A 19,986-nucleotide genomic window follows, 5' to 3' on the forward strand; every position below is an offset into this window, starting at 1 on the left:
GGGCGATAACCAGGGAGACTCGGACAGGCGCTCTACTTCGCGGATCTGACTACCTCTGTGGGGTGGTCAGGGGGTTACCGCGTCCAGGGCGTCGGCTATGCCGTCGCCGTAGAAGCTGTTCTCCGCCGGCTCGCCCACGCAGGCCGGGCCCGCCGTCGTGGTGGTGCACTCGTGGTCGTCGGCCTGGGCGCGGACCGCCGCCTCCAGCTGGGCCGGCGTCCAGCGCGGGTGCGCCGACTTCAGGAGCGCCAGGACGCCCGCGACGTGCGGAGACGCCATCGAGGTGCCGCTCTTCAGGCCCCAGGTGCCGTCGAGCGTGGTGGACAGGATCGCGCTGCCCGGGGCGGAGACGTCGATCTTGCCGAGCCCGCGGTTCGAGAACGAGCTCAGGTTCGTCGCCTGGGTCAGCGAGGAGACGGTCGCCACGCCGTCCAGCTCCGTGGGGATGTCCTCGCAGCCGGAGTTGATCACGCGCTGCACCGGCGTCGAGTCGTTCGGGCTGGACGTGTCGGTGGTGTTGTTGGCCAGGTCGGTCGAGGCGTTGCCCGCGGCGGCGGCGTGCACCACGCCCCGCTTGGTCGAGAAGCCGACCGCGCGGCGCACGGCCTCCTTCGCGGCGGCCTGGTCCGGCTGGTCCTCGCACCAGTACATGAACGGGTCGATGTAGTACGAGTTGTTCGTCACGTCCATGCGGTGCATGCCCGCCCAGATGAAGCCGCAGATCGCGTACTCGGGGTAGATGAACCCGTCGTCGTTCACCACCTTGACCGAGGCCATCTTGACGCCGGGGGCCACGCCCACGATGCCGACGCCGTTCTGCGCCGCCGCGATGGTGCCCGCGACGTGCGTGCCGTGGTCCGAGGTGGTCGGCAGCCAGCCGGTCGCCGACAGGTCCGGCCTACCGCCGTCGGTGCAGTTCACCGACTGGTCGGCGTCGACCTGGGTGGCCAGGTCCGGGTGCTCGGCGTCGATCCCGGAGTCCAGCACGCCGACGACGACGTCGGACGAGCCGGGGTTGACCTCCAGGGCCTGGTCGGCCTTGATCATCGCCATGTCCCACTGCGTCGCCTCGCCCGGGTCGGGCACCGCGGCGGCGAGCGACGGCCCGCCGACGGCGTCCCCGGCGTCGTCCTTCGTCGCCTGGCCCACCACGGCCCTGCTCTTCTTGACGCCCGCGGCGGTGTCCGTGCCCGGCGTGCCCTCCGTGGGGGAGACGGTCCGGGTGGCCCCGACGGACTCGACGACGCCTGCGCGGTCGGCGGTGAGCACGTCCTCGCGGAACGAGCCGTTCGCGGAGTGCGCCACGACGACGCCGATCTGCGGCCACGCCTGCACGACGACGCCGTCGGCCCGGGTGATCGCCTTGACGGCGAGGGCCGTCTCACGCGCGCTGGTGTGCTCCGTGTTCACCACGTAGGAGAACAGGGCTCCGTCGGGGGTGACGATCGGGACGGGTGTCGACTCGGGCTCGTCTGCCGCATACCCGGCGACGCTGCCGAGCGCGGCGAGCGCGATCGACGTCGCGGTGGCGACGGCGAGTGCTCGACGGGAGTGGGAGATGCGCATGGTTCACTCTCCTGTGGGTGAAAAGCGGGCCCCCGTGCGGGGCCCGTAGGGAAACCTACTTGTCCTGACGAGGATTGCCATCGCATCTGCGCATCTGAAACAGGCGCGAAACCAGATTTTCTTCACCCCACCGTTTATGTGGGACAGTAGGGCCCGTCCTTGCCCCCGAGACGAAGAGCCTCACACGCCATGACGGCAATGACGACCACTCCTGCCGCGACACCTGACGGGTCACTCGAGCACTCCGCACGCCCCCGCAAGTTCCGCCCCGAGGTCCAGGCACTGCGCGCGCTCGCGGTGCTGCTGGTGCTCGTCTACCACATCGACCCTGCGGCCCTGCCGGGCGGCTACATCGGCGTAGACGTCTTCTTCGTGATCTCGGGGTTCCTCATCACGGGCCACCTGTGGCGCGAGGCGTCGACCACCGGCGGGGTGAACCTCAAGAAGTTCTGGGCCGCCCGCGCGCGGCGCATCCTGCCCGCCTCCCTGGTCACGACCGTCGGCGTGATCGTGATCGCGCTGGTGCTGCTGCCACCGTCCCTGGTGGAGTCGTGGTGGAAGCAGGCGCTCGCCTCCGTGCTGTACGTGGAGAACTGGGCGCTCGCCGCGGAGTCCGTCGACTACCAGGCCGCCAGCAACAGCCCCACGGCGTTCCAGCACTTCTGGTCCCTCGGCGTGGAGGAGCAGTTCTACCTGGTCTGGCCGCTGCTCGTCGTGCTCGCCGTGGCGTTGTGGGGCGGCACCCGCGGCGGCGTCGTCGTCCGGAACCCGGCGCGGCTCCGGGGGATCCTGCTGGCGGTCTTCGGCGTGGTCGCCGTCGCCTCGCTGGCCTGGGGCATCATGCAGGCGTCGGGCGACGACCCGGTGGCGTACTACTCGACGCTGACCCGCGTCTGGGAGCTCGCGGCCGGCGGCATCCTGGCGCTCGTGATCCGGGACACGAAGCGGTTCGCGCCGCTGCGCAACACGCTCGTCGTGTTCGGCGTCGCGACGATCGTCACTGCGGCCTGCCTGTACGACAGCGGCACCCCGTTCCCCGGCGTCGCCGCGCTCGCCCCGACGCTGGGCGCCTGCGCCGTGATCGCCGGCGGCCGCACCTCCGGCCCGGGCTCGCTGCGGGTCGTCGCCGAGTCCTGGGCCGTCCAGCGTGTCGGCGACATCTCGTACTCGCTGTACCTGTGGCACTTCCCGGTCGTGGTGTTCTTCGGCGTCTACACCGACCGGGACCCGAAGCCGACGGACGTCATGGTGATCCTCATCGCCTCGTTCGCCATGGCCATCGCGAGCTACACCCTGGTGGAGCAGCCGATCCGCACGGTGCGCTGGTTCAGGGCCGACGGGCGCATGCTCGTGGCGGCCCTGGTGGCGATGGTGCTGGTGGCCGGCCTGACGCTCACCCTGCCGTGGCGCGTCCAGGGCACCATCGACCGCTGGGACAGCAATGCCCAGGCCGCCGCGAGCGAGGCCGACGAGACCATCCCCGAGGGGATCGAGCGCGACTTCGCGCCGTTCGTGGACGGCAGCACCGCCATCTCGCCCAACCCGATCAAGGCCGCCGAGGACAAGGACGGCGCGATCAACGCGTGCCAGGCGGCGCAGCGCGACACCGTGACCGCGATGTGCGAGTTCGGCGAGACCGAGAACCCGAAGGCGACCGTCGCGATCGTCGGCGACTCGCACGCCGCGATGTTCGCCGAGCCGATCATCAGGATCGCCGAGGAGCGCGACTGGCGCGTGGTCACCTACCTGCACTCGGCGTGCCCGTTCAGCGCGGACCGCCGCAGCGGCGACAGCCCCGAGGTCGAGGCCTGCGCGACCGCCAACGCCCAGACCCGTGCCGAGGTGCTCGAGCTGGCGCCCCAGCTCGTGGTCACGGCCTTCCAGGAGTCGTACGCCCTCGCGCCGCGCGGCTCGGAGGAGCACCCGGGTGCGGAGGGCCTCGCCGAGGTCTGGAACGAGTGGCTCGACCGCGGCTTCCAGGTCATCTCGCTGCAGGACACCCCGCATGCGCGCGACGACGTCATCGAGTGCGTCACCGAGAACTACACGGACCCCACGCAGTGCGACCAGCCGCGGAAGGACGCCCTGGGCGGCCGTGACACCGTCCCGGCCGCGCTGGAGCTGGCGCCGGGGGTGAAGTCGGGCGAGTTCCTGGACTACTTCTGCAACGAGACGACCTGCCCGGCGGTGATCGGGAACGTGCTCGTGTACCGCGACCCGAACCACGTGACCCGCACCTACATGGAGCAGCTCACCGACCGGCTGCGCGAGGTGCTGCCCGCGTCGTTGTGAGCGGCGTCGTCGTGGACGGCGTCGCCCGCAGGGCGGGACCTCCCCGCGGGGCGGGCCCTCGCCCTGCGGGGCCGCCGGAGCGGACGTAGCCTGCCGGGCATGGAGCCCGTGCCGATGCGACAGCCTGGTCCGCCGATCGACCTGGGGCGGATCCGCGCCAGGACCCTGCGCCGTCGGCTCGGTGGTCTGCTCGTGGTCGCGCTTGCGCTCCCGGCCGGCGGCGGCGTCGCCGCGGCGGCGGCGCCCGGGACCCGGCCGGAGCTCGCAACCGAGGCCGCACCGAACGTCGTCACCGCCGCCGCGCCGAGCGCCCTCACCGCGGGCGTGCACGACCGGCGGCTGCGCAAGGGCGAGACCTTCTGGATGTTCGGCCGGCTGACGGTCGGCGGCTCGCCGGCGCGCGGGCGCGAGGTCGTCGTGCAGAGGAAGCGGATGAACGAGCCCGGCTGGAGCACCGCCGGCGCCGACACCACGAACCGCTCCGGCCGCTACAGCGTGCGGATCCGCGCCGGCGCGGTCTACGAGTACCGGGCCCTCTACCGCGGTTCGGCCACCGCGCGGTCGTCGTGGACGCCGCGGATCGGCGTGCGGCTCATCACCACCGGCCGGTCCATGACGTCCCGCGCCGAGCAGATGGGCGGGGCGATCGGGCGGCCGACGTCCGGCCTGCGGCAGGTGACGCGTTCCGTCGTCTCCCGCTCGTACCAGGAGGGGATCCTCGTCAAGGTGATGCGCTCCGGCCGGGCGCGCACCTGGTGGGTGCACGGCGGCGTCCTAGGCGAGTACCGCGAGCGAGGCGGCGCCAGGGGCCGCCTGGGCGCGCCCGTGATGGACCCGCTGTGCGGGCTGCCCCGGGGTGGCTGCGTGCAGCGGTTCGAGGGCGGCGTGCTGTACACGAATACCGACGGGGACGAAGCGTTGACCGGCCTCACCGGGGTCCGGGGCGAGGTGGTGGCCGCCGCGCGCTCCCAGGTGGGCTACGCCGTGCGGTACGACGGCGGCAACGGCTCGCGCTACGACTGGTACAGCAAGTACAACGTGTGGGCGCGCTCGAACGCGCCATGGTGCGGCCTGTTCCAGTCCTGGATCTTCAAGGGCTCGGGGCACTCGACGCTCGTGCCGCAGTCGACCACGTGGGGCGCGTACCGGGACGCGGTCCGGCGCACCCGGCCGACGGGCTCGACACCGCGCGTCGGGGCGCTGGCGTTCGTCTCCTACATCGCGTCGGGCGAGGCCTCGCACACGATGTTCGTGGTGCAGGTCGACGGCTCACGGATCAAGGTCATCGACGGCAACACCGGGGGTGGCGGCACGCTGCCTGCGGGCGTCCGCGGCGTCGTGGAGCACTGGGTGCCCGAGTCGCAGGTCCTGTACTACGCCTACCCGCGGTACTGACGGCGCCGCGCGCCCGGCCGCACACCCAGCCAGCGCGCGCCCGCCAGCCGCCCGCCTGCCCGCTCGAGGAGGCCCGCGACCAGGTAGCTCGCCACGAGGATCGCGACGGTGACGGCGACGCCGAGCACCAGCGAGCGGAGCCAGCCGATCTCGGGGGTGTGCAGCGCGTCGGTGACGAACGGGTGCAGCAGGTACACGTACAGCGAGTGCTGGCCGATCGTGCGCAGCGGCTCGCCGACGATCGGCAGCGGCGTCCGCAGGGCGTCGCGGAGCGCGGGCACGCACAGCGAGGCGCCCAGGGAGAGCACGGTGAACGCGACCACGCTCCACCAGGGTCCGGCGGCGTCCGAGGTATAGGCCCAGCTCCGGGCCGCGAGGCCGACGGCGACCAGCGGTGCGAGCCACCACACGCCGAGGCGGGGGAACCACCCGTTGCGCACGGCCACGCCGAGCAGGATCCAGACGAAGTACCCGGCGTACCGGGCGTCGACGTTGTCCAGGACGACCTGTGGGACCAGCTCTTTCAGCGGCGTCTGGAAGAGCAGGGCGCCGACGACGGCGGCCAGGCCGAGCGCCGCGCGGGCGGCGGCCGAGCCGTTCAGCGGCCGGGCGAGCAGGCGCAGGAGCAGGACGCTCAGGAACAGCATCGGCACGTACCAGAGGTGGAAGTCCGGGCGCAGCAGCAGCACCTCGAGGAAGGTCTGCACGTCGGAGAAGGCTTCCGGCTTCTGCAGCGCCAGCCACAGCACGCTGACGATGAGCCAGGCGGCGAGCATGCGCTTCCAGTAGTGGCGCAGCAGGTCGCCCCACGGCCGGGTGCCGAACCGGGCCATCGAGATCATGTACCCGGACAGGAACAGGAACACGGGCATGTGGAAGCCGTAGATCATCCACTTGGTCCACGAGTCGCCGATGCCCTGCCAGAACGTGTGGCCGAGGATCACCAGCACCATGAGGATGCCCTTGAGCTGGTCCGGTCCGGGGTCGTGCCGCGTGCTGCTCATCGCCGCAGAGATTACCGGGGTCCGGCGGGTTTCCTCGTCCGGTGGGTCTCTTTGACCCATTGGTCAGCATCGACTGTATAGTCAGCGCATGCTGACTCTTGTCTCGCGGTTGGACGTGATGAACCGCCTGGGCCGGGCGATGGCCGACCCGACCCGCTCCCGGATCCTGCTCAGCCTGATCGACGAACCGGGCTACCCGGCGCAGCTTGCCCGCGAGCTCGACCTGACCCGCACCAATGTCTCGAACCACCTCGCCTGTCTGCGTGGGTGCGGGATCGTCGTGGCGACGCCGGAGGGGCGGCAGACCCGGTACGAGATCGCCGACCCGCACCTGACCCGCGCGATCGGGGTACTGATGGAAGCGGTCCTGGCGGTCGACGACGGGGCGCCCTGCATGGACGAGGACTGCGATGTCCCTCTGTGCTGCGGACCGGGAGCGGTAGCGTGACCGCCGTCCTCGCGCCCGCCCGCGTGCAGGTGCTGCGGCGCCGGATCCGCTGGGTCGTGGCCGTCACGATCGCCTACAACGCCATCGAGGCCGTCATCGCGCTGGCCGCGGGCAGCGTCGCGTCGTCGGCCGCGCTGATCGGGTTCGGTCTGGACTCGATAGTCGAGGTCCTCTCGGCCGCGGCGGTCGCCTGGCAGTTCGCCGCCCCTGACCCCGAGGCCCGGGAGAAGACCGCGCTGCGGATCATCGCCGTCTCGTTCTTCGGCCTGGCCGCCTACGTCACGGTCGACGCCGTCCTGTCCCTGTCGGGCCTGCGTGAGCCGGAACACAGCCCGGTCGGGATCGTGCTGGCCGCGGTCAGCCTGGTGGTGATGCCGTTCCTGAGCTGGTTCGAGCGCCGCACCGGCCGGGAGCTCGGCTCCGCCAGCGCCATCGCGGACTCCAAGCAGACCCTGATCTGCACCTACCTGTCCGCCGCGCTGCTCGCGGGCCTGCTGCTGAACAGCCTGCTCGGCTGGGCGTGGGCCGACTCTGTTGCGGCCCTCGTGATCGCCGGCTTCGCGATCAAGGAAGGCCTGGAGGCCTGGCAGGGCGAGTCCTGCGCCGTCCCGGTCGCCGCCCTGACCGGCGAGATCGAGGTCGAGCACGACCACCATCACGACGACCACGACCACCACGACGACAGTCATAGCGAGGAGTGAGAGCCGGATGTCGAACAGCGGACCGTTGAACCAGCTTCCGATTGCCTGCACGCTCGCCGACCTGGATGCGGCGAGGGAACAGGTCGGCAAGTGGCACGCGTTCGACGCCGACTACGCCCTGGAGCAGGAGCGCACCGAGGCCAGCCTGACCATCCACTACGCGAAGGTCGACGACTCGGTCCAGCGGCTGCGCGAGCTGGTCGCCGTCGAGAAGACCTGCTGCGCCTTCGTGGACTGGGCCATCGACGAGACCCACCACGATCTGCGGCTGGTCGTGACCGGTACGCCGTTCGAGCTGTCGGCGCTCAACGTCGGGTCGGTCGAATAGGGAGCATTTTCGCCGCGGGGGCGCCGGCCTGTTCTGGGGGCGGGTGGTGGTTCGATGACCCTGTGATCGACACCCGCGACTACGAGATCGAGGACGAGGCCCGCGTGCGCGAGCTAGTCCGCAACCACGGCTGGACCACCCTCGTCTCGGTGGCCGGCGACGGCACGCCATGACGGACCCGCTGCTGCTCACTGGCGCCCGTCTGCTCCATAGCCCGGTGTCGAACGTAGGGCCGGTCGCTTCATCAGGGGGTGATGGTGCGACCAGGCCTACGTTCGACGGCGGGCGATCCGGGCTTTTCGAAGTACTGGTGCGGGACGGGCGCGTGGTCGGCGTCGGGCCCGGCGGTACGTTCGACGGGGCCCGGGCCGTGGAGCGTCTCGATCTCGACGGGCGCACCGTCCTGCCCGGGCTTTGGGACAAGCACGTCCACCTCACGCAGTGGGCGCTGGTGCGACGCCGGCTGGACCTGTCCGGCGCACGCTCCGCCGCCGAGGCCGTGGCGCTCGTGCGCGACCGGCTCGCCGACGGGCCGCCCGAGCCGGGTACCGCCCTGGTCGGCTACGGGTTCCGGGACGGGCTGTGGCCCGACGTTCCCACCGCCGCGCTGCTCGACGCCGTGGCGGGCTCCGTCCCGGTGGTGCTCGTGTCCGGGGACCTGCACTGCGCCTGGCTCAGCACCGCGGGCCTGCGGTTCGTCGGCGTCGGCGCGCACCCCACGGGAGTGCTGCGGGAGAGCGAGTGGCTGCCGCTGGCCGCCGCAGTCGACCGGGCGCCCGACCACCTCGCCGACGCCTGGGTGGCCGACGCCGCGGCGGCGGCAGCAGCACGCGGCGTGGTCGGCGTCGTCGACCTCGAGATCACCGACAACCTCACCGCCTGGCGCCGCCGGTTCGATACTGGGTTCGGAGCCCTGCGGGTGCGGGCCGGCGTCTGGACGCCCTGGCTGGACGACGTCCTCGCCGAGGGCCTGCGCACCGGCGACGCGCTGCCCGGCACCCGCGGGCTGCTGGAACAGGGCCCGTTCAAGGTGGTCACCGACGGCTCGCTCAACACGCGCACCGCCTACTGCCACGACCCCTACCCCGGCCTGACCGGGCCCGAGGCACACGGGATCCTCTCCGTGCCGCCGGACGACCTGGTCCCGCTCATGAAGCGCGCCCACGACGGGGGCCTGCAGTGCGCGATCCACGCGATCGGCGACCACGCCAACGCCCTCGCGCTGGACGCGTTCGCGGCGACGGGCGCTCGCGGCTCGGTCGAGCACGCGCAGCTCCTCGACCACGCGGACCTCGCCCGCTTCGCCGAGCTCGGCGTGATCGCGTCGGTCCAGCCCGAGCACGCCATGGACGACCGCGACATCGCCGACCGGCACTGGGCCGGCCGCACCGGGCGCGCCTTCCCGTACGGCGCCCTGGACGACGCCGGGGCAGTGCTCGCCCTGGGCTCGGACGCGCCGGTCGCCGCCCTGGACCCGTGGGTGGCGATCGCGGCGGCGGTCAGCCGCTCACGCGACGGCCGCGAGGCGTGGCACCCCGAGCAACGGATCGGGCTGCGGACGGCGCTGGAGGCCTCGACGGACGGGCGCGGGCTGGTCCCGACAGTGGGCGGCCCGGCTGACCTGGTGGTGCTGGACGCGGACCTGCCCGCCGTCGGGCTGGGGGCTGGTGGCGAGGCTGATGCCGCCGCGGCGTCGGCCCTGCGCGAGGTGCCGGTGGCGGGCACGCTGCTGGCGGGCGACTGGACCCACAGGACGTTCTGACCCCCGACCGCTCATTCTGTCGGGCGTTCTGCCAGCTCGTAGGCGCGATCGAGCAGGTCGTACGCCGTGTCGAACCACTTCTCGTTCGCCGTCACCACGGTCCGCACGTCGGTCAACGAAGCCAGCCGGTCCCGAACGGTCACCTCGAAGCGATCGTCGCTCTCCCAGCGGATCAGCACCTCTGGTGATTTCTGGTCCTCCATCCAGTGGACGTCGTGTCCGGCGTCGAGATGATCCAGCATCCCTTGCCAGGCGGTCAGGTCCCCAGGGACGCCGAGATGGATCGGGGTCGCACCGCTCACGAACGACGTCTCGACCACGATCTCGCCGATGAACTGTTCGACCCGGCCGTCGGGGCCGCGGTCGACCTGCTGCAGCCGGAGCGCGACAAGGTTCCCTTCGCCCCCGAACCGGAACAGCTCGATGGGACGGCTCAACGTCTGGTGCGTCCGTGCGCTCTGGGTCATGGTGGTGAACTCAACCACGTACCACTGACACCGATCGTCCGAGCGCCAACGACGATCGACGAGTCCGCGGGAAGCGTCCAACGCAGCTCGTCGTCGGGGATGCTGATCGATTCGTCGACCTGAAGTCCTGTTGGCATCCGCACATGATCACACCGTCGTCGCACCCGTCAGCTTTCCACGACAGAGTGCCTACGGCGGCGTCGGTCTTTGCACTGTCGGGCCGCGTCGAACGCAGGTTTGGTCGCTCTAACAGGCCCCTTGGGGCGACTAACCCTACGTTCGGCGACTCTGTGCAGGAGCCGCGCTGATGCGTGCGGCACGGTCTCCGGGATGAGATCGTTGCGGTTGGTTCGACTACTTCTATCGGGAGGTCGTGATGAGCGAGAAAACGCTCAGGGAGCTGACGACGCAGCAGGCTGCGGACGCACTGAACGTGTCACGCCCATTCCTGATCAGCCTGCTGGACGAGGGCAAGTTTGCCTGTCGCACGGTGGGTACGCACCGGCGGGTGGGGGATTCCTCCTTGGCCGAGTACATGCGCGCCGACGACGGCGAAAGGCTCGCGGTAGTCGACGAGCTGTCGGCGGAGACCTACGACCTCAATCTGACCTGATGCTGCGCGGCTCGGGCGAGATCGTCAGCCGGCCGACCGCCGCCTAGCCACCTCCGCCGCGACCACCGGGTCCGAGCTCGGCGTCGTGACGCCGTAGCGCAGCAGGTAGCCGATCCGGGACTCCCGCACGTGCGCGGCCATCAGGGTGGCGGCCCGCTCGCCGTCCCCGGCGTCGATGGCGCCCACGATCACGCGGTGCTCGGGCCAGAGGCGCTTGCCGCGGGGCTGCACGTCGGCGGCGTAGAGCCACTCGATCTTCCACGAGAGCTGGCGCAGCAGCCGCGTCATGGTCGCGCTGCCGCTGAGCTCGGCGATCGCGATGTGGATCTGGTCGTTGATGGCGACCAGGGGGTCCAGGTCGCCGGCCGCGACGTGCGCGTCACCGGCGTCGAGCAGGGCGGCGATCTCCCGGCGGATGCGCCACCAGTCCTCGGGGCTCTCGTCGCCCGAGTAGAGCGCCGCGGCCCGGCGGGCGGCGCTGCGGGCGGTGGACACCTCCAGGGCCTCGCGCACCGCGAACAGGTCGTCGGCGTCGTGCACCGGGATCGGCGCGACCCGCGAGCCCACGTGGGGCCGCGAGTCGATGAAGCCCTCGCTCTCCAGGCCACGCAACGCCTCCCGGACCGGCACCCGCGAGACGTCGTAGCGCTGGGCCAGCGACGCCTCGGTGACGCGGGCGCCGGGGGTCAGGACGCCGGCGATGATGTCCCGCCGGATCGCGTCCTGGACGGACGCGGGGCGGCCGCCGGCAGGTACGGCGGCGGCGAGCGCGGGCTCATCGGGCGAAAGCGGCACCTGGGATGGCTCCTAGCAGGTCTCGGGTGTAGTCGGCGCGCGGGGCGTGGAACACGTCGTCGACGGACCCCTGCTCCTCGACGCGGCCTTGCCGCAGGACGACCACATTATCCGCTATGCCGCGGACCACCGCGAGGTCGTGGCTGATGAACAGGTACGACACACCCAGCCGTTCCTGCAGGTCAGCCAGCAGGTCCAGGATCTGTTCCTGGACCAGCACGTCGAGCGCCGAGACGGCCTCGTCGAGCACGAGCAGCTCCGGCTCAGGCGCGAGCGCCCGCGCGATGGCGACCCGCTGGCGCTGCCCGCCCGAGAGCTCGCCCGGGCGACGCTGGGCGACGTCGCGGGGGAGCGCCACCTGGTCCAGCAGCTCCGCGACCCGGGCCTGGCACGAGTCCCGGTCGCCGATGCCGAAGATCCGCAGGGACTCGTCGACGACCCGCTCCACCGTGTGCGTCGGGTCGAGCGACGCGTACGGGTCCTGGAACACCGGCTGCACGCGCCGCCGCAGCGCGCGCCGCTCCGCGCGGGCCGCCCCGGCGATGCTGCGCCCGTCCACGAGCGCCTCGCCGCTGGTCGGCGCCTCCAGGCCCAGGAGGATGCGGGAGACCGTGGTCTTGCCCGAGCCGGACTCGCCCACCAGGGCGGTGGTGCCGCCCCGCGGCACCGCGAACGACACGTGGTCGACGGCGCGCAGCAGCCCGCCGCGCCCGCGCACCTTGTACTCCTTGACGAGGTCACGCACGGTGACGACGTCGCCGCTCGCTTCGCCGTTCCCCTGTGCCGACGGCGGTGCGACCGCCTCGCGACCCGCGCCGCCCTCGCGCGCCTCGGCCTGCGTGACGACGGCGGCGGGCGCCGCCGCGACCAGCCGCCGCGTGTACTCGTGCTGCGGGGCGCGCAGCACCTGCTCGGGCGTGCCCTGCTCCACGATCCGGCCGTCGAGCATGACGACCACCCGGTCGGCGCGGTCGGCCGCGAGCCCCAGGTCGTGCGTGACCAGGATCATCGCGGTCCCGTGCGCCTCGGCCAGCGCCCCCAGGTGGTCCAGGATGCGCCGCTGGACGGTCACGTCCAGGGCCGACGTCGGCTCGTCGGCCAGCAGCAGCTCCGGCTCCCGGGCCAGCGCGACCGCGATGAGCACGCGCTGGCGCATGCCGCCCGAGAACTCGTGCGGGAACTGCTTGGCGCGCCGCTCGGGCTCGGGCACGCCGGCCTCGGCCAGCAGCTCCAGCACCCGCCGCCGCACGGCCGGGCCCCGCAGGCCGTCGGCGCGCAGCGCGTCGGCCACCTGGTCGCCCAGCCGCATGGCCGGGTTGAGGTTGGTCCCCGGGTCCTGCGGCACCAGGGCGATACGGCCGCCCCGGACGGCGCGCATGCGGGACTCGTCAGCGGCGGCGAGGTCCTCGCCGTCGAGGCTGATGGTGCCGCCGGTGATCCGGCCCGTTCCGGGCAGGAGCCGCAGGAGCGCGGCGACCACCGTCGACTTGCCCGAGCCGGACTGGCCCACGATCGCCACCCGCTCCCCGCGCGCGACGTCGAGGTCGACGCCGCGCACGACGGGGGTGTCGCCGTAGGCGACGTTCAGGCCGCGCACGGACAGGAGGGGTGAGTTCTCAGCGTCCTGCGGCATAGCCCTGCGCCCCTCTCGGGTTGGCGGCGGCCCCCAGGAGGCCGGTGGCCGGGTCGCGGGTCACGGCGGACAGGCGGCCCAGCGCCCAGTCGCCGGCCCGGGTCACCACATGTCCGCGGCGTTCCAGAGCGGCGATGACGTCGTCGCCGAGCCGGTCCTCGACGACCGCCCCGCCCGGCGTCCAGGTGCGGGGCCAGAACGAGCCCGGGAACGACGTCGTGTGCAGGGCCGGCGCGTCGATCGCCTGCTGCGGCGTGTACCCGCCGACGAGCACGCGCAGCAGGAACGGCAGCTGCCACTGGTCCTGCTGGTCGCCGCCCGGGGAGCCGAGCGCGATCACCGGCTCGCCGTCGCGCAGCACCAGAGTGGGGGTGAGCGTGGTGCGCGGCCGTCGTCCGGGCACCAGGGCCGACGGCGACGCCTCGTCCAGCCACGTCATCTGCAGCCGCGTGCCCAGGCAGAAGCCGAGGCCGGGGATCGTGGGGGAGGACTGCAGCCAGCCGCCCGACGGCGTGGCCGAGACCATGTTGCCCCACCGGTCCACGACGTCGATGTGGCAGGTGTCGCCGCGGGTGGCGCCGGTGTGCGAGGGGGAGTCGGGCGAGTCGCTGGTTGCGCTTGTCGAAACCGGGGTCTCGACAGGCTCGACCACCGAGGGCAGCTCGACCACCGAGGGCACCTCGACCGTCGGCTCGCCTACGCCCGCGGCCGCACCGCCCGTGGGGGCGCCGGGCAGCGACCCCGCCGGCGCGCTCGTCGCGTACTCGGTGCGCAGGGGCGGGACCGGCGGCGTCGCGCGTCCGGGCACGTCGCCCGGGCGGAGCTCGTGGCTCGCGGCGTCCGTGATCAGGGCGCGGCGCTGGGCCGCGTACTCCGCGCTGAGCAGGTAGGTGAGCGGCACGTCGTCGGAGTCGGCGGCGGGGTCGCCGTACCAGACGTCGCGGTCGGCCATCGCCAGCTTCTGCGCCTCCAGGATCGTGTGGGCGCCGAGCTCGGTGGACGGGTCGAGCGCGGCGTCGTCGAGCCCTTCCAGGATCTTCAGGGACGCGAGCAGCGCGGGGCCCTGGCCCCAGGCGCCGGTCTTGGCGATGGTGTACCCGCGGAACGTCGCGGTCGTGGCGTCCTCGTAGGAGGCCTCGAAGCCCGCGACGTCGGCGGCCGTCATGACGCCGGCGTGGTCGCCGCCGTCGGAGTGCCGGTGCGGGGTCGTGACGAACTCCTCGACGGCAGCGCCCACGCGCTCGCGCCACGCGGCGCGGGCCAGATCGATGGCCTCCGTGCGGCTCGCCGCACCGACTCCGGCCGCGACCACGGCGTCCAGCAGATCGGCGTACTCCGGGTTGGTGACGACGGCGCCGGGGGCGGGCACCTCGCCGTCGGGCAGCCAGCGGGCGGCCGAGGTGGGCCAGTGGTCGCGGAACAGGTCCGCGACCAGCGAGATCGTCGAGCTGACCCGGGCGAGCACCGGGTGCCCTTCGCGCGCGTAGCCGACGGCGTAGGCCAGCACGTCGCCCAGGTCCCAGGTGCCGTGGTCGCGCAGGAGCAGCAGCCACGCGTCCACGCTGCCGGGCACCGCCGCCGCCAGCGCGCCCGACCCCGGGACGAGGTCGAGGCCCTCGGCTCGGTAGTGCTCGATCGTGGCGCCCGCGGGCGCCGGCCCCTGGCCCACCAGGACCCGCGGCGCCGACGGCGCGTCGGCCGTCACGAAGACGCCGGTCATGTCGCCGCCAGGCCCGTTCAGGTGCGGCTCCACGACGTGCAGCACGAACGCGCCCGCGACCGCGGCGTCGAAGGCGTTGCCGCCCCGCTCGAGCACGGCCTGGGCGCTCGCGGTGGCGATCCAGTGGGTGGATCCGACCATCCCGAACGTGCCCTGCAGGTCGGGGCGGGTACTGGGGGTGGCGGGCGGGGTGAACACCGGTGGGGAGAACGACGTCATGACACTCACTTACGGTCGGTGGTCGGGTCGAGGGCGTCGCGCAGGGCGTCCCCGAGGAGGTTGAAGCCGAGGCAGGTGGCCACGATGGCCAGGCCAGGGAACAGCGCCGCGGTCGGCGCGCGGCCGAGGTACTGCTGCGCGTCGGCGAGCATGATGCCCAGGCTCGGGGTGGGCGGCTGGATGCCGAGCCCCAGGAACGAGAGCACCGCCTCGCCGAGCACCGCGGCCGGCATGATGACCGTAGCCTGCACGATGATCGCGGACAGGCAGTTGGGCAGGACGTGCTGCGCGAGGATCCGGGCGCCCGAGGCGTCCATGGCGGTCGCGGCCAGCACGAACGGGCTCTCCTTGAGCCGCATGGTCTCGGCGCGCACCACCCGCACCATGGTCGGCACCTGCGCGACGCCGAGCGAGATGGCGGCGCCCGCGAGGCTCGGCCCGTTGATGGCGGCGAGCCCCACGGCGAGGATGAGGAACGGGAACGCCAGCGTGACGTCGGTCAGGCGGGAGACGGGCCCGTCGAGCCACCGCCAGTAGCCCGCGGCCAGCCCGAGCGGCGTCCCGACGATGACGGCGAGGCCCACCGCGATCAGCCCCACCATGAGCGAGGCCCGGATCCCGTACAGCATGCGGGAGAGGATGTCGCGGCCCAGGTCGTCCGTGCCGAGCGCGAAGCCGACGGTGCCGGGTAGCTGGAACGGGGCCTCGAAGTGCACCTGCGCGGGCCCGTACGGGGCCAGCACCGGGGCGAGGATCCCGCCGAGGAGCACGATGGCGAGCATGACGCCGCCCGTGATCGCCTGCGGGGTGCGCAGGCGCGGGAGCAGGCGCCGGGGCGCCGCGAAGTCGGGCGCGAGCGCGCTCTTCTCGATGACGGTCATGAGCGCCCTCCCACTCGGATACGCGGGTCGATGACGGAGTACAGGACGTCCACGGCCAGGTTGACCAGCACGTACCCCACGGTGGTCAGCACCACGACGGCCTGGATGACCGGGTAGTCCCGCTGGAAGACGGCGTCGAGCGTGAGCTTGCCGAACCCCGGCAGGGCGAAGATCTGCTCGGTCACGACGGCGCCCGAGATCAGGCCGCCGAGCTGCAGCCCGGCGATCGTGACCACGACGATCAGGGAGTTGCGCAGCCCGTAGCGCAGCAGCACCCGGGTGCGGCCCAGGCCCTTGGCCCGCGCGGTGCGCACGTAGTCGGTCCGCATGGCCTCGATCATCGAGGCCCGGGTCTGCCGCATGATGACGGCGGCCAGCCCGGTGCCGAGGATGAGTGCGGGCAGCGTCAGGTGCACCAGCCAGCCGACGGGGTCCTCATTGAGCGGCACGTAGCCCGACGCCGGGAACAGGCCCAGCCCGATGCACAGGTACAGGATCGCGAGCATGCCGAGCCAGAAGTTCGGCACGGACAGGCTGGTCAGCGCCGCCGCGTTCGCCATCCACTCGGGCCAGCGCCCGCGGTAGCGCTCGGCGACCAGGCCGAGCACCACCCCGGACACGACGGCGACGACGATCGCGTACAGCGACAGCCAGAGCGTCACGGGCAGCGTGGCGCCGATCATGCTCGCGACCGACGCGCCGGTGCGCGTGGACTCGCCGAGGTCACCCGAGGCGGCCTCGGCGAGGAACCGGCCGTACTGCACCCAGACCGGCTGGTTCAGGCCAAGGTCGGCGCGGATCATCGCGAGCCGCTCCGGCGTGGCCTCCTCGCCCGCCATGGCGAGCGCGGGGTCGCCGGGCAGCATGCGCACGCCCAGGAAGATCACGACGGACGCCAGCAGGAGCGTGACGGCCGACTGCCCGAGGCGGGCAAGGAGGTAACGGCGCATCAGTGGTGCTCTCAGCCCTCGACGCCGTCGACGAACGCGGCGTGGCTCAGCCGAACCACGCCGTCGGCGTAGTTGGAGATGCCCGCCACGTCGCTCACGTAGCCGGTCAGGCTGCGGGTCCGGTAGAGGTAGATGATCGGGCTGTCCTCCTGGACCTGGGTGACGGCCTGCCCGTACAGCTCGGCACGCTCGGCCGGGTCGATGAGGGTGGCGGCCTCGGTGAGCAGGTCGTCGACGTCGGGGTTGCTGTAGCCGGAGTAGTTGCTCCCGGCGCCCGTGGTGAGGAAGTTGAACATGTTGCCGTGCGGGTCCACGCGGCCCGACCAGCCGAGCTGCAGCAGGTCGAAGTCGCCCTGCTCCTGGACCTCCAGCAGCGACGAGTACTCGACCGGCACGATCTCGACGTCGAAACCGCCGTCGGCGACGGACGCCTGGACCGCCTGCGCGAGGCGCAGTGTGTCCGGGGTGTTGGTCACCTTCATCTCGACCTTGTAGGGCGTCTCCACGCCCGCCTCCTCCAGGAGCGCCTTGGCACCCTCGGGGTCGTACTCGGGGCAGGCCTCGCTGGCTGCGGTGCTGAACTCGGACCAGGGCGCGACGGGCGAGCAGGCCGCGTCGAACCGGTCGTTGAAGACGGACTTCACGAGCTGCTCGCGGTCGATCGCCATCGACAGCGCCCGGCGGACGCGCGGGTCCTTGGCGATCGGGGTGTCGATCTTCCCGGGCGGTGCGCCGACGCCGTCGGTGTTGCCGACGTTGACGGTCAGCGCCTGGTAGCCCAGGGAGCCGACCTCCAGCAGGCCGACGTTCTCGTCGGCCTCCAGCTCGGCGACGTCCTGGGTCGAGACCGTGTCGGCGACCTGGACGTCGCCCGAGCGCAGGTTGGCGGCGCGGATGCTGGCGTCAGTGATGATGCGGTAAGTGATCGAGTCCAAGTGCACGTTGTCGGCGTCGTAGTACAGGGGGTCGCGCTCGACGGTGATGGAGGTCTGGGGCACGCGCTCGACGAACTTGAACGCACCGACGCAGACGGGGTGCTCGCCGAAGTCGTCGCCGGTCTTCGCGAGCTCGGTGGGCGACATGATCATGCCCGCGCGGTCCGCGAGCACGGCGGCGATCGGCGCGAACGGCGTCTCGTAGTCGATCTCGACGGTGTGGTCGTCGACGGCCTTCACGTCGGTGATCGGGCCCAGCTCACTGCGCCGCGAGGAGTCCTCCTTGGTGAGGTGGCGCTCGATCGACGTCTTCACGGCCTCGGCGTCGAACGGCGTGCCGTCCGCGAACTGCACGCCCTCCTTGAGGGGGAAGGTGACGGTGCGGCCGTCGTCGGACACCTCGGGCAGCTCGGTGGCGAGCATCGGGACGATCTCGCCCGCAGCGTCGATGTCGTAGAGCTTCTCGCACATCGTCTCCATGACGTAGCGCGTGTAGAGCGACGACGAGGTGGTCGGGTCGAGCACGTCGGGCTCGGCCGAGAGCGCCATGACGAGGTCGCCGCCTTCGCGCACGGTCTTGCCGTCGAGGCCGACGGACGTGACGTCCGCGGCGTCCTCGGCGGGGGCGGTCGCGGTCTGCACCTCCTGGCAGCCGGACAGCACGAGGGCCGCGGCGAGGAGGCCGGCGGCGGGGGCGAACGGGCCGCGCAGCCGCGGCGGCGTGGGAGGGCGCACTGGAGAATCCAATCCGGGTCTGACAGGGACGATTGCATACAATCACTATCCACACGACACGCGTGTATGCAATGTGTTGCGGTCCTGTTAAACCTGCTCGAGGCCCGAGCTGTCCCTTTCGAGCGGGTGAAAACCCTAGGTACAGTCACGCCATGGAAAAGGACAATGAGGTCACTTCACAAGAACTCACCGAGGATCCACCTCGGGCCGACGGCGCCCGGGACGGGTACGAAGGATCTGTCGAGAAGCCGCGCTGGCGGATCATCGGCCCAGGTCTCGTCGTCGCGGCGACAGGCATCGGCGCCGGTGACCTCGTCGCCACGATGGTCGCGGGCAGCAACTACGGGTACGCGCTGCTGTGGGCGGTCATCCTCGGCGTCGTCGTGAAGATCGCGCTGGTCGAGGGCGCGGGCCGCTGGTCGCTCGCCACCGGCCGCACCATCTTCGACGGCTGGAAGTCGCTCGGCCTCTGGGCCGTCGTCTACTTCGGCATCTACGTGGTGGTGTGGGGCTTCAGCTACGGGGCAGCCGCGATGTCCGGCGTCGGCCTCGCGCTGAACGGGCTGTTCCCCGGCGTCGACGTGCGCTACTGGGCGATGCTCTCCGGCGTGGCCGGCCTGCTGCTGGTCTGGTTCGGCAAGTACAAGCCGTTCGAGAACGTCATGGCCGTCCTCATCGGCGTCATGTTCGTGACGGTCGTGGGCTCGGCGGCGTTGACGACGCCCAACCTCGGCCAGATCGTGGCCGGCCTGGTGCCGATCATCCCGGACGGCGCGGTGCTGAACACGCTCGGCCTCGCGGGCGGCGTCGGCGGCACCATCACCCTGGCCGCCTACGGCTACTGGCTCGCCGAGAAGGGCTGGGACACGCCCCGCTGGATGCGCGTCATGCGGATCGACAACGCGTGGGCGTACGTCATGTCGGGCATCTTCGTGGTGTCCATGCTCGTCGTGGGCGCGGAGCTCCTGTACTCGGCGGGCCTGGCGGTGGCGGATGGCGAGGAGGGGCTCATCGACCTCGCCGACGTGCTCGCGCAGCGGTACGGGGCGTTCATGGCGCCGCTGTTCCTCGTCGGCTTCTTCGCCGCGACGTTCTCGTCGGTGATCGGCGTCTGGCACGGCGTGTCGCTCATGTTCGCGGACTTCGTCGCCACCATGCGCAACCTGCCCGGTGACGACCGGCGCCGCGGCGCGGGCGGCACCTACTACCGGGCCTACATCCTGTGGCTGACGTTCCCGCCGATGGCGCTGCTGTTCCTCGACAAGCCGATCCTGCTCGTCGTGGTCTACGGCGCGCTCGGCTCGCTGTTCATGCCGTTCCTCGCGCTGACGCTGCTGATCCTGATGAACTCGAAGGCCGTGCCGCGGCAGTGGCGCAACCGGTGGTGGGTCAACGTGATCCTCGCCCTGGTGGCCGCGATGTTCCTGTTCCTGGGCGGGAACGAGCTGGTCAAGGCGGTGGCGCCGCTCCTCGGCGGCTGACCGTGTCCGGTGGTGGGGGGTGGAGGGGCCCCGGGACGGACAACCCCGCCCCCCCGGGGCG

Annotated in this window: 17 protein-coding genes; 8 read left to right on the forward strand and 9 right to left on the reverse strand. The window is 72.1% G+C overall.

Annotated elements, in window-relative coordinates; translation table 11 throughout:
• Positions 1–66: 66 nt before the first annotated feature.
• Complete coding sequence (locus tag ACFT2C_RS26795; protein ID WP_377210143.1) at positions 67–1,566, reverse strand: S8 family serine peptidase; 1,500 nt, start codon at positions 1,564–1,566, stop codon at positions 67–69.
• A 198-nt stretch (positions 1,567–1,764) separates the two neighbouring features.
• Between ACFT2C_RS26795 and ACFT2C_RS26800 the strand changes: the two genes are divergently transcribed.
• Together ACFT2C_RS26800 and ACFT2C_RS26805 are read left to right on the forward strand one after the other, a co-directional pair.
• Positions 1,765–3,858: an acyltransferase family protein gene (locus ACFT2C_RS26800; protein ID WP_377210144.1), complete on the forward strand. Its 2,094-nt coding sequence runs from the start codon at positions 1,765–1,767 to the stop codon at positions 3,856–3,858.
• A 99-nt stretch (positions 3,859–3,957) separates the two neighbouring features.
• Complete coding sequence (locus ACFT2C_RS26805) at positions 3,958–5,253, forward strand: hypothetical protein (RefSeq protein ID WP_377210145.1); 1,296 nt, start codon at positions 3,958–3,960, stop codon at positions 5,251–5,253.
• Here ACFT2C_RS26805 and ACFT2C_RS26810 read toward each other — a convergent pair.
• Entirely contained in the window at positions 5,238–6,257 is a 1,020-nt protein-coding gene (locus ACFT2C_RS26810) for an acyltransferase family protein (protein ID WP_377210146.1), read from the reverse strand. The genes ACFT2C_RS26805 and ACFT2C_RS26810 overlap by 16 nt on opposite strands.
• Positions 6,258–6,345: 88 nt before the next feature.
• Here ACFT2C_RS26810 and ACFT2C_RS26815 point away from each other — a divergent pair, with 88 nt between their 5' ends.
• From ACFT2C_RS26815 to ACFT2C_RS26830, 4 genes are all read left to right on the forward strand, one after another.
• On the forward strand, positions 6,346–6,705 hold the full coding sequence (locus tag ACFT2C_RS26815) for an ArsR/SmtB family transcription factor (protein ID WP_377210147.1): 360 nt from the start codon (positions 6,346–6,348) through the stop codon (positions 6,703–6,705).
• Positions 6,702–7,406, forward strand: coding sequence for a cation transporter (locus tag ACFT2C_RS26820; RefSeq protein ID WP_377210148.1), 705 nt, complete (start codon positions 6,702–6,704; stop codon positions 7,404–7,406). Before ACFT2C_RS26815 ends, ACFT2C_RS26820 begins: the two co-directional genes overlap by 4 nt.
• 7 nt (positions 7,407–7,413) lie before the next feature.
• Complete coding sequence (locus ACFT2C_RS26825) at positions 7,414–7,734, forward strand: hypothetical protein (protein ID WP_377210149.1); 321 nt, start codon at positions 7,414–7,416, stop codon at positions 7,732–7,734.
• Positions 7,735–7,903: 169 nt separating this feature from the next.
• On the forward strand, positions 7,904–9,496 hold the full coding sequence (locus tag ACFT2C_RS26830; protein ID WP_377210150.1) for an amidohydrolase: 1,593 nt from the start codon (positions 7,904–7,906) through the stop codon (positions 9,494–9,496).
• 11 nt (positions 9,497–9,507) lie between these two features.
• Here the strand turns inward: ACFT2C_RS26830 and ACFT2C_RS26835 are convergent, their stop codons facing one another.
• A complete protein-coding gene (locus tag ACFT2C_RS26835) occupies positions 9,508–9,963 on the reverse strand; it encodes a DUF5959 family protein (RefSeq protein WP_377210151.1) in 456 nt (151 codons plus the stop codon).
• Between the two features lie 376 nt (positions 9,964–10,339).
• Here ACFT2C_RS26835 and ACFT2C_RS26840 point away from each other — a divergent pair, with 376 nt between their 5' ends.
• Positions 10,340–10,576 (forward strand): helix-turn-helix domain-containing protein, encoded by a 237-nt coding sequence (locus ACFT2C_RS26840; protein WP_377210152.1) that lies wholly within the window; start codon positions 10,340–10,342, stop codon positions 10,574–10,576.
• A gap of 24 nt (positions 10,577–10,600) precedes the next feature.
• Here ACFT2C_RS26840 and ACFT2C_RS26845 read toward each other — a convergent pair whose 3' ends face one another.
• The 6 genes from ACFT2C_RS26845 to ACFT2C_RS26870 are packed head-to-tail and all read right to left on the reverse strand — an operon-like array spanning position 10,601 to position 18,444.
• Positions 10,601–11,371: a GntR family transcriptional regulator gene (locus tag ACFT2C_RS26845; RefSeq protein WP_377210153.1), complete on the reverse strand. Its 771-nt coding sequence runs from the start codon at positions 11,369–11,371 to the stop codon at positions 10,601–10,603.
• Positions 11,352–13,004 (reverse strand): dipeptide ABC transporter ATP-binding protein, encoded by a 1,653-nt coding sequence (locus ACFT2C_RS26850; protein ID WP_377210154.1) that lies wholly within the window; start codon positions 13,002–13,004, stop codon positions 11,352–11,354. The genes ACFT2C_RS26845 and ACFT2C_RS26850 overlap by 20 nt, the downstream gene beginning before the upstream one ends.
• A complete protein-coding gene (locus ACFT2C_RS26855; protein WP_377210155.1) occupies positions 12,988–14,943 on the reverse strand; it encodes a gamma-glutamyltransferase family protein in 1,956 nt (651 codons plus the stop codon). Before ACFT2C_RS26855 ends, ACFT2C_RS26850 begins: the two co-directional genes overlap by 17 nt.
• Positions 14,944–14,948: 5 nt before the next feature.
• Positions 14,949–15,824 carry an ABC transporter permease gene (locus ACFT2C_RS26860; protein ID WP_377210156.1) on the reverse strand — a complete coding sequence of 292 codons (876 nt, stop codon included), beginning with the start codon at positions 15,822–15,824 and terminating at the stop codon, positions 14,949–14,951.
• Entirely contained in the window at positions 15,821–16,774 is a 954-nt protein-coding gene (locus tag ACFT2C_RS26865) for an ABC transporter permease (RefSeq protein WP_377210157.1), read from the reverse strand. Before ACFT2C_RS26865 ends, ACFT2C_RS26860 begins: the two co-directional genes overlap by 4 nt.
• Positions 16,775–16,785: 11 nt before the next feature.
• Positions 16,786–18,444, reverse strand: a complete 1,659-nt coding sequence (locus tag ACFT2C_RS26870) for an ABC transporter substrate-binding protein (protein WP_377210158.1) — start codon at positions 18,442–18,444, stop codon at positions 16,786–16,788.
• A gap of 152 nt (positions 18,445–18,596) precedes the next feature.
• Here ACFT2C_RS26870 and ACFT2C_RS26875 point away from each other — a divergent pair, with 152 nt between their 5' ends.
• Positions 18,597–19,925, forward strand: a complete 1,329-nt coding sequence (locus ACFT2C_RS26875; protein WP_377210159.1) for an Nramp family divalent metal transporter — start codon at positions 18,597–18,599, stop codon at positions 19,923–19,925.
• The last annotated feature ends 61 nt before the right edge of the window (positions 19,926–19,986 follow it).

This window comes from Promicromonospora sp. NPDC057138 (genome assembly GCF_042670845.1).
Lineage (GTDB): Bacteria > Actinomycetota > Actinomycetes > Actinomycetales > Cellulomonadaceae > Promicromonospora.

Coding starts and splice junctions, on each gene's coding strand:
- ACFT2C_RS26795 (WP_377210143.1), bottom strand. CDS start 1,566: ATGCGCATCTCCCACTCCCGTCGAGCACTCGCCGTCGCCACCGCGACG.
- ACFT2C_RS26825 (WP_377210149.1), top strand. CDS start 7,414: ATGTCGAACAGCGGACCGTTGAACCAGCTTCCGATTGCCTGCACGCTC.
- ACFT2C_RS26800 (WP_377210144.1), top strand. CDS start 1,765: ATGACGACCACTCCTGCCGCGACACCTGACGGGTCACTCGAGCACTCC.
- ACFT2C_RS26850 (WP_377210154.1), bottom strand. CDS start 13,004: ATGCCGCAGGACGCTGAGAACTCACCCCTCCTGTCCGTGCGCGGCCTG.
- ACFT2C_RS26805 (WP_377210145.1), top strand. CDS start 3,958: ATGGAGCCCGTGCCGATGCGACAGCCTGGTCCGCCGATCGACCTGGGG.
- ACFT2C_RS26865 (WP_377210157.1), bottom strand. CDS start 16,774: ATGCGCCGTTACCTCCTTGCCCGCCTCGGGCAGTCGGCCGTCACGCTC.
- ACFT2C_RS26855 (WP_377210155.1), bottom strand. CDS start 14,943: ATGACGTCGTTCTCCCCACCGGTGTTCACCCCGCCCGCCACCCCCAGT.
- ACFT2C_RS26815 (WP_377210147.1), top strand. CDS start 6,346: ATGCTGACTCTTGTCTCGCGGTTGGACGTGATGAACCGCCTGGGCCGG.
- ACFT2C_RS26860 (WP_377210156.1), bottom strand. CDS start 15,824: ATGACCGTCATCGAGAAGAGCGCGCTCGCGCCCGACTTCGCGGCGCCC.
- ACFT2C_RS26810 (WP_377210146.1), bottom strand. CDS start 6,257: ATGAGCAGCACGCGGCACGACCCCGGACCGGACCAGCTCAAGGGCATC.
- ACFT2C_RS26830 (WP_377210150.1), top strand. CDS start 7,904: ATGACGGACCCGCTGCTGCTCACTGGCGCCCGTCTGCTCCATAGCCCG.
- ACFT2C_RS26840 (WP_377210152.1), top strand. CDS start 10,340: ATGAGCGAGAAAACGCTCAGGGAGCTGACGACGCAGCAGGCTGCGGAC.
- ACFT2C_RS26835 (WP_377210151.1), bottom strand. CDS start 9,963: ATGACCCAGAGCGCACGGACGCACCAGACGTTGAGCCGTCCCATCGAG.
- ACFT2C_RS26875 (WP_377210159.1), top strand. CDS start 18,597: ATGGAAAAGGACAATGAGGTCACTTCACAAGAACTCACCGAGGATCCA.